This is a genomic window from Synechococcus sp. PCC 7336 (assembly GCF_000332275.1).
Lineage (GTDB): Bacteria > Cyanobacteriota > Cyanobacteriia > Thermostichales > PCC-7336 > PCC-7336.
On record NZ_CM001776.1, the window covers coordinates 3220991 to 3235162 of the forward strand.

The window sequence follows — 14172 nt, forward strand, 5'->3', positions numbered from 1 at the left end:
CACCGCAATAGGGGCGATCGAAGCTTGAAAACGATCCGGATCGATTCAACAATTTCTCTGCGGGCTAACACTACCCGTAGAGTCTAAAAGCTATGGCGAGCACTATATCACGACATTCCGGTTCGAGATTTGCCCGATGGCTACCTTTGTCTGGGGGGGCAATCCCCTCGAAGGCGCATGGGAATTTCGTTTGCTCCCGATTTGGAGAGAACTATTAAGATTTTTGGGTGACTGCAATGTCTCGTCACACTATTCGTGGAGGCTGTGGTGGCAAATTGAGCCAAAGTCAACTAGGGATGGGGATCGGCCGGAGGCGGGGGGGGGAATTGCTGGGGAGCTCGCCTCCGACAGCGTAGAACAATCTGAGTTTGGCCCTCTCCCCCAGCCCCTCTCCCCAGGGAGAGGGCCATGCAGAGCTATCGAACTCAGATCGATCCCCACAAGCTGACAGTGAACTATGCTACGAGAGCAACGTTTGCATTCCGTCCGGCTGGCGTCGATCGCCCGCATACCTTCCCTAGCTGCATGAGTATCCCTGTCGATCGCGATCGCCTCGATCTGCCACTTGCCTATTTTTTGAAAGACCGACCGCTGTTGAGTTGGGGATTGCTGGGGGTTGTACTGGCTGCGATCGGCGGGCTGGCATTTTTGTGGAAACTGGGGCAGTTTGGCCTGGTGGATGAAACCGAGCCATTATTTGCCGAGGCTGCCCGCCAGATGGTGGTGACGGGGGATTGGATTACCCCCTATTTCAATGGCGAAACTCGGTTCGATAAACCGCCGTTAATTTACTGGCTGATGGCGATCGCCTACCGCATTGTGGGGGTAAACGAATGGGGGGCGCGGCTGCCGTCGGCCCTCTCGGCGATCGGTTTGATGGCGATCTCTTTACCGGTCGTGAGGCGATACGGGATCTCGACGTTAGGACCGGGGCAAGAATCTGCTGGCGATCGCCACATTCAAAGATGGCTCGCTGCGGCCTTGGCGATCGCCCTGATGGGCCTCACCCCTTTGATGGTGGCGTGGGGTCGCACGGGGGTTTCCGACATGCTGCTGACAGGCTGTATTGGCAGCGGCATGTTTTGCTTTTTTGCTGCCTATGCGGCGGAGGCATCCGCTGCAAAAACCCGCTGGTATTTGGCCTTTTATACCTGCATCGGCTTGGGGATTTTGGCTAAAGGACCGGTGGCGCTCGTGCTGCCGGGGTTGGGGATTGGGCTATTTTTGCTCTACACGAACCGATTTTGGCCAGTCTTGCGCGAAGCGCGGCTCTTGTGGGGCCTGCTTTTGATGGGGGCGATCGCCGTCCCTTGGTTTGTGCTGGTTACTCTGGCTAACGGATCGGCATATATCGACTCGTTTTTTGGCTATCACAACTTCGAGCGCTTCACGAGCGTAGTCAATCGCCACTCGGCACCCTGGTATTTCTATTTTGCGATCGTGCTGCTGGGGTTCTTGCCGTTTTCCATTCACTTGCCCTTGGCGATCGCCCGCCTGCGCCCGTGGCGCATTCAGCAATGGCGCCAGCAACCCCGCTCGGCCCACCTCGCTCCCTTTGCGCTCTGCTGGTTTGTGGCAATCTTTGGCTTCTTCTCCATTGCCGTCACCAAACTGCCCAGCTACGTCCTGCCCCTGATGCCTGCGGCGGCAGTGTTGGTGGCGCTGATGTGGAGCGAGTTTTTGACAGAAGCACTGGCGGGTTCGAAAGGGCGATCGCCCCTCGGAGCCCAGGTAACGGGCTGGCTGAATGTGGTCTTTTTCGGGCTGTTAGCCACCGCTTGCGGTCTGCTGCCGCGACTGTTGGGACCGGATAGCGCTGCCCCAGATTTGCCCGCAGCAATTGTGCGGGCGCAATTGCCGCTGATGGGGGTGCTGGTGTGGGCGATCGCTGCAGTCTTAGCCGTTTTGTTGCTGCTGACCGGGCGCGATCGCTGGCTGGGGGCAGTGAATGTGGTGGCGGCGATCGCATTTATTGCCCTTGCGGTGTCAGTCGTCTTGCCCCTGCTCGATAATCAACGGCAACAACCGATCCGCGAATTGGCCTTGCTAGCGGTGGAGGAGCAACGTCCGTCGGAACCTACGCTTTCCATCGGCTTTGCCAAGCCCAGCATTACCTTCTACATGCGCCAGACAGTGTATTACACCGACAGTCGCCAGCGGCTCGGCGAAACTTTGACTGAGATTCAAACGAACGGTCAACCTACAGCTTTGGTGCTGGGGGCGATCGGCGAGTTTGCCGAGCTAGGTCTCAAGCCCAACGATCGCCGCGATAGGCTCGGTAAGATTGGTGCCTATCAATTGGTGCGAGTGGATGTGGCCGATATACTGGGGTCTCTAGCCAAATGACCGATCGGCAATTTGGAGGTTCCCGATAGGGGGGAATCGTAGTTTATCAGAACGAGAGTGCGGCCCGCTGGCGTACCTTAGAAAAACTGCAAACTATAGTTTGCAGTGATAGGCTACGATCTTACGTGGCAAAAGATATTCACCCAAAGCGGCTTATTTTCTATCGAGACTCTGCAGGGAAGGAGTCCTTCAGCCGATGGTTCGAGGCTCTCCGCGATCCGAAGACTAGACGACGTATTTTACAACGGGTGTTTCGTATCCAAACAGGTCATTATGGCGACTGTAAGTCGTTAGAGGAGGGTATCTTCAAGCTTCGATTAATTATGGCGACTGTAAGTCGTTGGAGAAGGGTATCTTCGAGCTTCGATTGATGTTTGGCCCTGGATACCGAGTGTATTTTGCTGAAGAGGGAGACGAAATTGTTGTTCTCCTGTGTGGGGGCGATAAGTCAACCCAGAGCAGCGATATTGAGCGGGCAAAAGCCTACTGGAAGGAGCATCGACGCAATGAGTGATTATAGAACTCTGGAAGAATTTACCGAGGAGTATTTTCGGGAGCATCCCGAGGAAATTGAGGCGTTTCTAACCGAGAGCTTTGCTGAATACGCGCGCGATGGCGACGGGACGGCTTTACTCTCGCAACTGCGTATTATTGCCCGCGTTCGAGGCATATCTGCCATTGCAGAGGAGGCGGGTATTACCCGCCAGGGCTTGCAGAAAGCCTTATCAGAAAAGGGCAATCCACGCCTGGATACCATCAATTCAATTATGCAGACGATGGGCTATTATCTGATGCCGCAGAAGATGGATATGCATATGGAGTGAGACGACGCTTCTATACCCTTTTATTTCCTCGGCGGTACAACCTTCGTTGGCGAAATTTTTGATACACTATAATGTCACTATATTGTATCTAATCGAGCGATCGCCTCTCTAGACCTCGCCTTACAATCAAGTCAGTCGATCCTTCCGTTCCCCTTCCATCGAACTCCTACTTATGGATACACTCACCCTTGCCATCTGGATTCTCAATCCCCTGCTAGCCCTATATATCCTGTTATTTATCCTGCGCATTCCCCTATCTTGGTATCCCCAAATTGACACCTCCCGCTTTCCGTACATTTTGGCGATCGCACCTACAGAGGGTGTTTTAAAGCTGACCCGCAAAGTGATTCCGACAATGGGTGGGGTGGATATGACCCCAGTCGTCTGGGTTGGGATCGTGTCGTTTGTGCGGGAAATTCTGTTGGGGCAGCAAGGGTTGCTGACAATGGCTGCCCAAGTTCACTAGCGTTTTTGAATCGGGATGTGGGCGATCGCTTTGCAGCTACGTCACCCATCACGCCCCCTGTGCGGTCTTCATTCTCAACTGACTCTCGGATAACGAATGAGATTGACATCTCTGACATCTTATTCGTTACGTGCAGTTAAGATAAACGCACCCACCGTACCGGCTGGACTTCCGCCAAGCTCTACTGTTGGGTCGCTATTAGGACCTCGGATGCTTAAGACTGAGCCCCGAAAAGTGACCGATTCTCCCGTCTTTGGCGAAGTGGGAACAACCCATCCATTGATGATGTAAACTGCACCCTCAGTCGATCCTTCAAATCCTTCCCCTTTAGCATTGATAGATGCAGGGACTGAGCCATCGGCAGGTATAATTTTACCTATAACCTCGAGCGTAACACCAGGTGCAAAAACCAACTCTCCTCGGAACTCTGGCTTGCTGTCCTCAGGCACAATCAGTTGACCCATTGCCCATTTTTCGCATGGTATTGGAGTCTTTGGCGGCTTGCTAAATTGTTCTGCTGTCGGCAAGACTAAAAAGCTTTGATAATCCCATGCCCCTTTGAGGTTGTCGATCGATACCATTTGGTCTTCCTCCATAAAATTGGATAGAGATTGGTAACCTTATAGTAAGGATGGTAGAGTCACAACCTACTAAAATGTTGAGTTGCTTTCAGATATTGAGAATGTCAGTTTAATTGGTGTCATTTCTGGAACTTCTATTCAATGACGATGTCTTTCTGCTTGAAATACTTTGTTGTACTTTCATGCAACCCATCGTCGATCGGCTTACTTAAAGTTTGATTGCGTTTGTGCGATCGCAGGTGTTTGTCCTCAGAAATTTCATCTTTGCTCCACTGGTGAGAGACAGTAGCGTAAAATAGACCCCCATCGTTCCCTTCTCCCCCTTCATGCCCTCCGACTACCTCACCCGCATTTTGACTGCCCGCGTCTATGACGTAGCGCAAGAATCGCCGCTGGAACTGGCCCCCAATCTCTCCGCCCGCCTGCACAACAAAGTGTTGCTCAAACGGGAAGATTTGCAGTCCGTGTTCTCGTTTAAGTTGCGGGGAGCCTACAACAAAATGGCTCATTTGCCTCCCGAACGGCTGCAGCGGGGGGCGATCGCCGCTTCGGCGGGCAACCACGCGCAAGGGGTGGCTTTAGCGGCCAGCCGGTTGGGTACGCGGGCGATTATTGTCATGCCAGTAACGACTCCATCAATGAAGGTTGAAGCAGTCAAGGCGCGAGGGGGCGAGGTGGTGTTGTTTGGCGATACCTATGACGATGCCTATACTTACGCCCGCCAACTGGAGCGGGACAAAGGACTGACGTTCGTGCATCCCTTTGACGACCCGGATGTGATTGCCGGTCAGGGGACGATTGGGATGGAAATTTTGCGGCAGTGCCAGCAGCCCATTCACGCGATTTTTGTGGCGATCGGCGGCGGCGGGCTAATTGCAGGAATTGCGGCCTATGTCAAACAGGTGCGGCCCGAGATTGCCGTGATTGGGGTGGAGCCAGTGGATGCGGATGCGATGTCGCGATCGCTGGCGGCAGGCAAGCGGGTGCGGTTGGAGCAGGTGGGCCTGTTTGCAGATGGCGTGGCGGTGCGTCAGGTGGGAAAGGAAACGTTCCGGTTGTGTCGGGAATATGTGGACGAGGTTGTGTTGGTGGGAACCGACGACACCTGTGCGGCGATTAAGGATGTGTTTGAAGACACGCGATCGATTGTGGAGCCTGCGGGGGCGCTGGCGATCGCCGGGGCAAAAGCTTATGTGGAACGGACGGGAATTGAGGGGGAGACGCTAGTGGCGCTGGCTTGCGGGGCCAATATGAATTTCGATCGCCTCCGCTTTGTTGCCGAGCGGGCGGAGTTGGGGGAACGGCGGGAGGCGATTTTTGCGGTGACGATTCCCGAGCAGCCGGGAAGTTTGCGCCGGTTTTGCGAGTGTATTGGCAGGCGCAATTTGACGGAGTTTAACTATCGCATTGCCGATCGCACTGTTGCCCATATTTTTGTGGGGTTGCAAATTCAAGATCGGGCCGATGCGGCTCAGATGCAGGAAACGTTCGAGCGGAATGAGTTCGAGACGGTGGATCTGACGGATGACGAGCTGGCGAAGATGCACATTCGCCATATGGTGGGGGGGCGATCGCCGTTGGCCCATAACGAGTTGCTCTACCGGTTTGAATTTCCCGAGCGTCCGGGGGCCTTGATGAAGTTTGTGGGGGCGATGAGTCCGAATTGGAATATCAGTTTGTTCCACTATCGCAATCATGGGGCAGATTACGGTCGCATTGTGGTGGGGATGCAGGTGCCGCCGGAGGAGATGCAGGAATGGCAGGCGTTTTTGGATACGTTGGGATATCGGTATTGGGATGAGAATAACAATCCGGCCTACAAGCTGTTTTTGGCTTAGAGAAAATTCTTAAGATGGAGGCAACGTCTGGAGAACCGCAATGCGAGTTCGAGAATCGCAGCTCTTGCGCATTGGCGAGTTAAAAACTGAAACGGGTTTGCCGGTCAAAACGCTGCGCTACTACGAAGAACTGGGACTGATTCGAGCTGTCAAGCGCACCGCTGGAGGGTTCCGGCTGTTTTCACCGGCAGTGGTACCCCGTCTGGCGTTTATCAAACGGGCTCAGCACTTGGGCTTCAAGTTGCAGGAGATTCACCACATTTTGCAGATCCACGATCGCGGCGAACTGCCCTGTCGCGAGGTTAAAAGCGGTCTCGAAACTAAAATTGCCGCTCTCGATCGCCAAATCGAGCAGTTACAGACTTTGAAAGCGGAGTTGCGATCGCTGGTCGATATTTCTGAAGATTCCCCTGCTCGCAAGCAGGGTATTATTTGCCCGATTATTCAGCTGGATAGTTGACGGGGCGATTATTTTGGGATAGGTGTTTTCGCGAGCTAGAGCGTATTTGGATCGATTCCCCTCTGTCGAAGTTTCTCCAATAGTTGTTCGCGCAACTGTCGTTCCTGCTGGCGCAACTGTCGTTCTCGTTCGGCCCGCTGGCTTTCCCGCTCTGCGACCTCTGCAGGAGCTGTCAGTCGATTCCTCTCGCGGTCGTACCAATTAAGAACTCGCTTGCCAGGAGGGCCATCTGGCATCTGTCGTAGGCTGAGCGCTGCTCAGCTAGCCACAATCTAGAAAAAAAGGGTGTGGCTGAATGACTCTTCGGAGGTTCCTACCAAGCTATTCAGCCACAAGGGATTTTTGGATGCTTGTGCATCGCCAGAATGGGTCTGGACTCTTCGCGCACTCCCAACTGATTCTCACCAGTCAGTTCTGACCTTGAAGAGTACAACTCCTTCGGAGTCGCTTCGCGAACGGAGACTCGCACACGACACGAAAACCAACATTGTTGTTGAAGTTGTCGCGCGTATTGTTGTTGCGAGAAGCAGACCGGCAATTCTCTGGATTGTTGTTCCACGAACCGCTCCGCAGCAGCTTCATTGCCCGCCCCGCTGTAACTCTAGCGGATTTGGCAAGCCGAGTTCCGCAAAGATTTTCTACCGCAGTCGCCAAGTATCGCCGTGGGCGAGGTGGGCATTCCAGCTTTGTAGACTTTGGACAACGTCGTGCTCGGAACGCCTGCCGCTGGTGTAGTCGGCTTCCAACTGCTTGAGGCGCTAGGGGGTTTTTGACGAAGCGATCGAAGCTGCTCATAGTCATTCTTATTAATGCTTAATGCTGCGACGATCTGGCCCTCACCCCCAACCCCTCTCCCCAGGGAGAGGGGAGCTTGAGGAGCTAGGGGGGGTTGAGGAGCTAGGGGAGCTTGAGGAGCTAGGGGAGTTTGAGGAGCTTGAGCTTTGTTCTCCTTCCCCCAACATTGACACTGCTGGCAAAATTCATATTCGGCAACATTGGCCATTTGGTAAATGTCAGTGGCTCGCTTTCCCACCAACTTTGGGAACACGGGAATCCACGCCTATCAAGACACTCGTGGCTGTTTCTCCCCTCTCCCCAGGGAGAGGGGCCGGGGGTGAGTGCAATGCAGAGCCACACAACTCAGGTTATTCCAGAGCTCGGATGAGCTGCTTTCCCGTTACGTTTGGTTGTGGTGGCATCGTTAAATGACTATTTTTTGGATGCCGACAAACTCTGAGCTGCTTTCTGGGCCTTCATCTTCGAGGCACAGGGCAATGACTTCGCGAATGTTATCGAGCAACTCGCCGAGGATCTCTCCCTGGCTGTAACAGGCGTTCAGTTGCGGGACTTCGCCGACGTAATAGCCGTCTTCGTCCCGCTCAATCAGCACGTAGAATTCCTGCGCTTTCTCGGTCACGTCGATCGCTGGCCTTTCGCGTTTTGCTCAATCTATCATTAGCTGGCTTTCTGCTGGCCGACCCAGCCGCTCAACTGGCGGCCTAATTCGTCGATGAGGCCACTGGCATACTCATAGCGCTTTAGCTCGATAAGCTCGAAGTCGAGCAGGAGCCGCGTTTGGTATTGGAGGATGTCCAATTTGCCACTCAGCGGTTGCAAGCGGTCCAGTTTGTTGCGCGCCTAGCGGGCCAAGATGAGTCCTTACTGAGACATCGTAAAGTCCAGATACCATGCGATCGCCCAAATCCTCTTGCAGGAACTGGTTTGTACCCTTATAGCTATAATTTTGCCACGACCCCATTTGCAGAGAGAACCCGCCCCAAGTCTATTCGCGGACGCGATCGTGACTCAAACCACTGCCCCCCAATCAAAGATTTTCACCTTCGAGCAATATCTGGCCTATGTCGAACAAATTTTTATCGCTTAACCTTCAGTTCTCTGCAGGCGAGCTCCCCCGGTTCAATTCCTCCAGCATATGAGGCGGTCCCAGGTTCTCTAGCGAGTATCCCTCGGGATAAGTACGGTGGGAGGCATCCACATAAAAGTGTCCGGTTTCCCTCGGGGGGAGTTGGCGCACCAAGCGACCTCGCAATTTCAGACAATTGGCGATCGCCCATCGCAGTGGGGCAGATGCCCTCGGAAACCCTAAAGCCCCCAACATGGCATCGTCTAGAAACGCATGAACGCCCGGGCGAACCAAGGGTCGCAATGGAGCAGGGAACCAACTGAGGAACATGGTGCGGGTGGACTCGCCGATGTGCTGGTTGGAGAGAGAGTAGTGAAAGTGCTCCCGTTCGAAGTCGAGATTGAATTGCTCGAAATCGCTATAGCTTGCAGGCATCCCCCGGATACCCATGCGATCGCCGATCTCTCGCCAAAAGTGAAAGCAAGCCAGCCGTTCCGTTTCGCACATCGGTCGCCAGCCAAATCGATCCATCCAGCGAATCGGCTCGTAGATAAAAGTGGACAGCACGTAGAGATAATCTCGATGACTGATGTCGAAATGGCCGTGAATGCGGTTCATCCGTGCTAGAGCAGCCGAGCCGCGATCGCTGTCGTAGCCATATTTGACCAACTCCGACACAATTAGACCGGTGTCGTCATAGCGCTTTTGGGGACGATGGATAAATTCCCCCGTGCGATCGAGCAGTTGGCTAATGCTGGGAATGCAAAAAGTTTTGAGCAGTGCCAACTCTAGCGATCTCGTCACATCCCAAGCAAATTCGTAGCCCGCAATCAGATGGCAAATCTGCTGGCAATCCCGCTCTGGATCGAGCTGTTGAATGCGTTGGAGAGTGGAATATCGCTTCGCCACCGGACAACTTCTAGAATACGGCATCCCATTCACTGTAAGCGAACTCTCCCGTGGCGAGATCTGTCGAGATCGTTAATTTATCCCACAATTTCCTGACAGAAAACTGCTAATTTCGTATTCTAGGATACAGAAATATATTTCAATGCTCTTTTTAGAGCTTTGCATTGGCGATCGCCAGCCGTTCTACAAACGGACAAAAATAGCGATCCTTCCGTTCCTTTTCCAATCCTTGGAGGACGACCGATGACCCCATTGCTAGAGGCTTGCGTTCCCGTTCAATCGCCCACCTATGTCCCGAGTCATCTGACTCGTCCTTACTTGGATATGGTGCGCCCCTCCAGTTGGATAAAATTACTGGACTTACCCAGCGAATATAGCTATCACGAAGCCCTACTCTTGTGTCAGTTGTCCGAGGATGAGTGGGTGGCCTGGATTCCAGACTATGGCGAGGCCGTGCTGCATATCGGGGAATTTTGCCCCATGAATTGGCACTGAGGGCCTCATCGCCGCGACGCAAAGGGGGCATTGAGGGCGTAGGGCAATTTTGCGCCTTTTGGAGGCCAATTCCTTGCGATGAAAAACGCCAGCCAGGGGGCCGATAGCACGAGGCAAACAAACCCCAACAGCCAATCTGAGGCAAATTGCTCTAGCATCTGTTCGGGAGAGGCAGGGGCGTTGGAACCCGACAGCAGGCTGAAGGTGACGGCAAGGGCATTGTTGCAGGCATGGCAGGCGATCGCCACCCACAACGAGCCCGTCTTGAGGTAAACCAGCGCCACGATCGCCCCAAAAATCGTTAGCCCCACAATATTGGCGTGCAATAGGCCAAATACCAGCGATGAGAGAACAATGGCGGGCTGCACCCCCCACTTGGCAGCCCAGCGGTGGAGTAATACCCCCCGAAAGACAAATTCTTCAGTGATGGGAGCCACCACCACGATCGCCACCAACGCCACAATTCCTTGCACGAATGAACCCCCTGCTGCCGGAAGCGGGACTTGGCGGGACAGCAGGGAGAGTACGAAATCGGGATTGAGTTGTGCCAAAAAATAGAAGAACAGTTGACCGGAGCCGACCGAGAACAGTAGCACCGGCAAGACCAATAGTAACGAAAACACCCAACTGCGATCGCGCGGCCACCGGCCCACGAGTGCTGCTGGACTGACCCGCAAAACTCTCATCTGCAGCAACAGCAATGCACACAGCAGTAGCCACACGAGTGCATTCAGCGGCAGAATCAGGCTAGCGTCGGCAATCTCCAGCTGGAATACCTGCGCCACAATCCCAAGTATCATTCCCAGCACGAGCGAGATGCCGAGAAACCACAGCACCAGCAAGCGTGCAGAAAAATGATGGTTAAATGGATTGCGATCGCGATCGGATGGCAGATTGTCGCGCAGAGAGACCATAGGCAAGCGAGGGATTAGAAACGGTGACAGAACTGTTGCAAGGCTATCGCCATCGAGTAGCAATAGCGATATCGTCCCGAGTTTGGAAAACAATCGAATCGACAATCCAATCGAATCAGCGACCCAATTGCCCCTGTTGCAGTCAGCCGTAGCCTGCCCGATATCGCAAACAAACCTAACTCGCCTAACAAACTCGATTCACTCTACAAAAGCCCGCTTGTGACGCTTCCCACACAAACTCGTCCGTAAAAGTTGTCGTGCCCCAGGGAGGCCAATTTTTGTCGCACTCATTCCAGTCCATCGCGGCTGTTTAGGGTAGCGATCGCATACTTTTGTCAGGAAGATGGTCTTTACTGACATCGCCACATTCGCCAGTTCGTCTCGGCGCGAGCGATACTGAAACTGTCCCGAACCTGGACTTTTTCCCGTCGATGCTAGATCTGCTGCTAGTGGCTGCAATTGGATTTTTTGGCAGCTTCGGCCATTGTGTCGGCATGTGTGGGCCACTGGCGGTGGCGTTTGCGCTCTCGGATCGAGGCAAAGGCCAATGGTGGCAGCAGTTGCGCTTTCACTCTCTGCTCAACCTCGGGCGCATCTGCAGCTATGTGTTGGTGGGGTCGGCGATTGGAGCTGTGGGGTCGGTGTTAATTGCAGGTGGCCAAATGGCGGGATTGGGAAGTGTCCTGCGGCGGGTCATGGCCTTACTGACAGGCTCGCTCCTGGTTTGGTACGGTCTTTGGCAAATCAATCCTACACTGCTCCCCAGCTTGCCCTATTTACATCCTTTGCTGAGCAAGCATTTACACGATCGTCTCAATCGTTCCATGCAGCAGCTATCCCAGCGCGACCGCTGCTGGACGCCCGCTCTGTTGGGCATGGCCTGGGGACTGATTCCCTGTGGCTTTTTGTATGCGGCTCAAATTAAAGCGGCTGAAACTGGGAATGTCTGGCAAGGGGCAGCGACGATGCTGGCCTTTGGCGTGGGAACTCTGCCCGCAATGGTGGGTGTGGGACTGTCTGTCTCCCACCTCGGTGGCGATCGCCGCAGTCAGCTTTTCCGCTTGGGGGGATGGCTCACTCTGGCCGTCGGCCTGCTGACCCTGCTGCGCACGGGCAGCACAATGGCAGACTATACCGGACACGGGGCGATCGCCTTACTCGTATTGGCCCTGATTGCCCGCCCCCTGAATCGTTGGTGGCCTGCGCTGATGGATTATCGCCGAGCACTGGGGGTCGGCGCATTCGTGCTGTCTGCAGTCCACGCACTCCACGTTATGGAGCACAGTTGGCAGTGGAATGTTCGCGCTATTGGCTTCATGTTGCCTGCTCACCAGATCGCTATTTGGCTTGGTGTCGCAGCATTTGCCTGTCTGCTACCGGCTGCTCTGACAAGCTTCGATCGCGCTCAAAAAGTCCTGGGCCCAGCCTGGCGGCGCATTCATCTATTGGCGGTTCCCGCACTAATCTTGGCTGCCGCTCACGCGATCGCGATCGGCTCGCGGTTTTTGGGCACCTCGCAAGTGGGTTGGCTCAATTGGCTGATGGCGATCGGGCTGATTGCCTGTGTGTGTGGGGTCTTGCTGCTGCGATCGGACAGGCTTCGATCTGAATTATCTGTAGAGAAACACGATGTTACATCGCTTCAAACCAAGTAGCTGGGGATGGGGTCTCGCCATCCTATTGGCATTCTCTCCGGCGGCAGCCCACCAAGTTGAAGTGGCAGAGGACGTGGGCGCTACGCTGCACGTCGAACCCAATGATGCCCCCCGCGCCCGCGACTCGAATCGCATTTGGTTTGCCTTGACTCGACGGGGGGGCCGAGTGCTGCCACTCTCCGAATGCGACTGCACCCTCTGGATTTACCAACATCCTTATCGTGCAGGCGATGCTGCGATCGCCACCCCCGACTTGCAGCCCATTGATGCAGAGGGGTATACCGGTATTCCTTCCGCCCAGGTTGCCTTTCCACAAGCAGGGGCCTACAGATTGGTGCTGGCAGGCAAACCAAAGGGTACCGTAGATTTTCAACCCTTTGAGCTGAACTTTGACATTACGGTCGTGGGTCGCTAAACGATAGTATCTTCGCGTATCGCTGTCATTTTCAAGTTTCCTCAGCAGAGCCGGGAATTTACCAAGCCCTAAATACTTCATCCACGTTCGCCGTAGAGGCTTTTGCGGCCGATGGCGTCGTCGGATAGTACGGGTAATTTTCTGCGAGGCTGTTTTGCCCAGGCTAGAAAAGCATCAGCCTTCTCATCGGGTGTCATCTCGACTGGAGCAGAGCCTTGTAAAGCTTTAGTGAATCGCAGGACTAATTGAAGCTGTTCTTCAGATAGCCTCTCTAATTCCTGCGAGATCGGGCATGGTTCATCGGAGGGTAACACTTTCGGTTAACCATCAAAGCCTCAAACCCATGCTAAATCGCCTTTTGTGAGATCTGACCTAGCCTCAAAGTGTTACCCTACCGCTGAGGAATCTGAACCATCCCCTCAATTGACTTGCTACCCACTGCGATAGCCCAAATAATTCTCCATTTATTGGACCATCGTTTCCCATGCCACAACTTCCTTAGTTTTATTGGTCGATTAGGGAAGCGATCTCCTACCGACGCCCCTGAAGCCAAGCCGCTAAATTATCTTCACTAGAGAAGTCCAACAATTCCTCCCCCAACTCTTCTAGAGAATCGAGGGAAAGGCTCTCAATCTGTTGCTGCAGTTCGGATGCCAGTTCAAAGCGGCGTTTGAGCTGGCGCAGAATCAAGGATAGACCTTCTTCAAGTCTGCCCTCACGCTTGCCTTCGAGCTTGCCTTCGAGTATGCCTTCGTTCCGCCCCCGCTCTTCCGCAGTCGAGACAATCTCCTGATAAATGACCGATTCCTTCATCACATCCTCCCGCAGTACACTCCGAATCAACCCCTTCTCCAATACTAACCCCGCCAGAATCGCTGCCGACGCCGCCACATCCCCCCGTTGTCCGCGATCGCCGATCGCCTCAATCCGCTCCGATACCTGCCGCAACGTCCGTTCGCGATCGCCCGTCTGAGCCAAGACCGCAAACGGCAGCAACCCTGGCAACCCCTGAAATTGCGCAGCGGGAACTTCCCAGATACGGATGACCTCAAACTCATGCCGTATCCCGTCACGTTCGAAGGTGTTTTGGTAAACCAACGGAGATTGCGATCGTCTCAGGTAAATCACCACCTGCCGCACTCGCTTGTTGGGAAAGCGGCGAAACCCCCGCACCGCATAGTCCGTCATTCGGAACGGGATCTCCGCTTTGGGCTCAACCTGGAACTCGATTTGGAGAACGAGGTCTTTGGATTCCAACAGCACCAGAGAATCGGCATAGATGGGACTGCTCAGCAGTTCCGTGGGCTCCAAGCGAGCCAACTCCACCGGTTCCCCCAGCAACCAAGTGGCGAGGTCAGCCGTAAACGTTTCCGCAATGAACTTGCAAACGCTGTCGAAGGACATT

General features: G+C 54.2%; 15 protein-coding genes and 1 pseudogene. 9 read left to right on the top strand and 7 right to left on the bottom strand.

The genetic code is table 11. The features are described 5' to 3' along the window. Window positions 1-408 precede the first annotated feature (408 nt). The 4 genes from SYN7336_RS26175 to SYN7336_RS15515 all read left to right on the top strand — a co-directional run bounded on the left by SYN7336_RS26175 (window position 409) and on the right by SYN7336_RS15515 (window position 3636). Window positions 409-2346 (top strand): glycosyltransferase family 39 protein, encoded by a 1938-nt coding sequence (locus SYN7336_RS26175; protein WP_202951111.1) that lies wholly within the window; start codon window positions 409-411, stop codon window positions 2344-2346. A 370-nt stretch (window positions 2347-2716) separates the two neighbouring features. Then, window positions 2717-2860: a type II toxin-antitoxin system RelE/ParE family toxin gene (locus SYN7336_RS32355; protein WP_017326867.1), complete on the top strand. Its 144-nt coding sequence runs from the start codon at window positions 2717-2719 to the stop codon at window positions 2858-2860. Beyond that, entirely contained in the window at window positions 2853-3170 is a 318-nt protein-coding gene (locus tag SYN7336_RS15510; RefSeq protein ID WP_017326868.1) for an addiction module antidote protein, read from the top strand. The genes SYN7336_RS32355 and SYN7336_RS15510 overlap by 8 nt, the downstream gene beginning before the upstream one ends. Before the next feature lie 172 nt (window positions 3171-3342). Then, the gene (locus tag SYN7336_RS15515) at window positions 3343-3636 is read left to right on the top strand and encodes a YggT family protein (protein WP_017326869.1); all 294 of its coding nucleotides are present in this window, start codon (window positions 3343-3345) and stop codon (window positions 3634-3636) included. Between the two features lie 119 nt (window positions 3637-3755). On the opposite strand, the gene SYN7336_RS15520 is transcribed toward SYN7336_RS15515, so the two are convergent. After that, window positions 3756-4217: a hypothetical protein gene (locus tag SYN7336_RS15520; protein ID WP_162139114.1), complete on the bottom strand. Its 462-nt coding sequence runs from the start codon at window positions 4215-4217 to the stop codon at window positions 3756-3758. 326 nt (window positions 4218-4543) lie between these two features. Here SYN7336_RS15520 and ilvA point away from each other — a divergent pair, with 326 nt between their 5' ends. Together ilvA and SYN7336_RS15530 are read left to right on the top strand one after the other, a co-directional pair. Beyond that, on the top strand, window positions 4544-6055 hold the full coding sequence (ilvA, locus tag SYN7336_RS15525; RefSeq protein WP_017326871.1) for a threonine ammonia-lyase, biosynthetic: 1512 nt from the start codon (window positions 4544-4546) through the stop codon (window positions 6053-6055). Between the two features lie 40 nt (window positions 6056-6095). Beyond that, window positions 6096-6515, top strand: a complete 420-nt coding sequence (locus tag SYN7336_RS15530; protein WP_017326872.1) for a heavy metal-responsive transcriptional regulator — start codon at window positions 6096-6098, stop codon at window positions 6513-6515. Between the two features lie 35 nt (window positions 6516-6550). On the opposite strand, the pseudogene SYN7336_RS15535 reads toward SYN7336_RS15530, so the two are convergent. The 4 genes and pseudogenes from SYN7336_RS15535 to SYN7336_RS15555 form a co-directional block, all read right to left on the bottom strand. After that, window positions 6551-6721: pseudogene (locus SYN7336_RS15535) on the bottom strand (Uma2 family endonuclease); the annotation flags it as partial. 995 nt (window positions 6722-7716) lie between these two features. Then, complete coding sequence (locus SYN7336_RS15540) at window positions 7717-7932, bottom strand: type II toxin-antitoxin system HicB family antitoxin (protein WP_017326874.1); 216 nt, start codon at window positions 7930-7932, stop codon at window positions 7717-7719. A gap of 38 nt (window positions 7933-7970) precedes the next feature. After that, a complete protein-coding gene (locus SYN7336_RS31005; RefSeq protein ID WP_156820171.1) occupies window positions 7971-8111 on the bottom strand; it encodes a hypothetical protein in 141 nt (46 codons plus the stop codon). Between the two features lie 292 nt (window positions 8112-8403). Continuing rightward, complete coding sequence (locus SYN7336_RS15555; protein WP_017326876.1) at window positions 8404-9288, bottom strand: oxygenase MpaB family protein; 885 nt, start codon at window positions 9286-9288, stop codon at window positions 8404-8406. A 243-nt stretch (window positions 9289-9531) separates the two neighbouring features. On the opposite strand from SYN7336_RS15555, the gene SYN7336_RS26190 reads away from it, so the two are divergent. Next, window positions 9532-9783, top strand: a complete 252-nt coding sequence (locus tag SYN7336_RS26190) for a hypothetical protein (RefSeq protein WP_017326877.1) — start codon at window positions 9532-9534, stop codon at window positions 9781-9783. A gap of 5 nt (window positions 9784-9788) precedes the next feature. Here the strand turns inward: SYN7336_RS26190 and SYN7336_RS26195 are convergent, their stop codons facing one another. Further along, window positions 9789-10697: a CPBP family intramembrane glutamic endopeptidase gene (locus tag SYN7336_RS26195; RefSeq protein ID WP_051039824.1), complete on the bottom strand. Its 909-nt coding sequence runs from the start codon at window positions 10695-10697 to the stop codon at window positions 9789-9791. A 431-nt stretch (window positions 10698-11128) separates the two neighbouring features. Here SYN7336_RS26195 and SYN7336_RS15570 point away from each other — a divergent pair, with 431 nt between their 5' ends. Both SYN7336_RS15570 and SYN7336_RS15575 read left to right on the top strand, forming a co-directional pair. Beyond that, complete coding sequence (locus SYN7336_RS15570; RefSeq protein ID WP_017326878.1) at window positions 11129-12352, top strand: sulfite exporter TauE/SafE family protein; 1224 nt, start codon at window positions 11129-11131, stop codon at window positions 12350-12352. Next, complete coding sequence (locus SYN7336_RS15575) at window positions 12327-12767, top strand: hypothetical protein (protein ID WP_017326879.1); 441 nt, start codon at window positions 12327-12329, stop codon at window positions 12765-12767. The genes SYN7336_RS15570 and SYN7336_RS15575 overlap by 26 nt, the downstream gene beginning before the upstream one ends. 531 nt (window positions 12768-13298) lie before the next feature. Here SYN7336_RS15575 and SYN7336_RS15580 read toward each other — a convergent pair. Next, a complete protein-coding gene (locus SYN7336_RS15580; protein WP_017326880.1) occupies window positions 13299-14171 on the bottom strand; it encodes a DUF4351 domain-containing protein in 873 nt (290 codons plus the stop codon). Window position 14172: the final 1 nt, after the last annotated feature.

Excerpts from the sequence above, each read along its gene's own strand:
- SYN7336_RS15580 (WP_017326880.1), bottom strand. The coding sequence starts at position 14,171 with ATGTCCTTCGACAGCGTTTGCAAGTTCATTGCGGAAACGTTTACGGCT.
- SYN7336_RS15515 (WP_017326869.1), top strand. The coding sequence starts at position 3,343 with ATGGATACACTCACCCTTGCCATCTGGATTCTCAATCCCCTGCTAGCC.
- SYN7336_RS32355 (WP_017326867.1), top strand. The coding sequence starts at position 2,717 with ATGTTTGGCCCTGGATACCGAGTGTATTTTGCTGAAGAGGGAGACGAA.
- SYN7336_RS15530 (WP_017326872.1), top strand. The coding sequence starts at position 6,096 with ATGCGAGTTCGAGAATCGCAGCTCTTGCGCATTGGCGAGTTAAAAACT.
- SYN7336_RS26195 (WP_051039824.1), bottom strand. The coding sequence starts at position 10,697 with ATGGTCTCTCTGCGCGACAATCTGCCATCCGATCGCGATCGCAATCCA.
- SYN7336_RS15520 (WP_162139114.1), bottom strand. The coding sequence starts at position 4,217 with ATGGTATCGATCGACAACCTCAAAGGGGCATGGGATTATCAAAGCTTT.
- SYN7336_RS26190 (WP_017326877.1), top strand. The coding sequence starts at position 9,532 with ATGACCCCATTGCTAGAGGCTTGCGTTCCCGTTCAATCGCCCACCTAT.
- SYN7336_RS15570 (WP_017326878.1), top strand. The coding sequence starts at position 11,129 with ATGCTAGATCTGCTGCTAGTGGCTGCAATTGGATTTTTTGGCAGCTTC.
- SYN7336_RS15575 (WP_017326879.1), top strand. The coding sequence starts at position 12,327 with ATGTTACATCGCTTCAAACCAAGTAGCTGGGGATGGGGTCTCGCCATC.
- SYN7336_RS26175 (WP_202951111.1), top strand. The coding sequence starts at position 409 with ATGCAGAGCTATCGAACTCAGATCGATCCCCACAAGCTGACAGTGAAC.
- ilvA (WP_017326871.1), top strand. The coding sequence starts at position 4,544 with ATGCCCTCCGACTACCTCACCCGCATTTTGACTGCCCGCGTCTATGAC.
- SYN7336_RS15510 (WP_017326868.1), top strand. The coding sequence starts at position 2,853 with ATGAGTGATTATAGAACTCTGGAAGAATTTACCGAGGAGTATTTTCGG.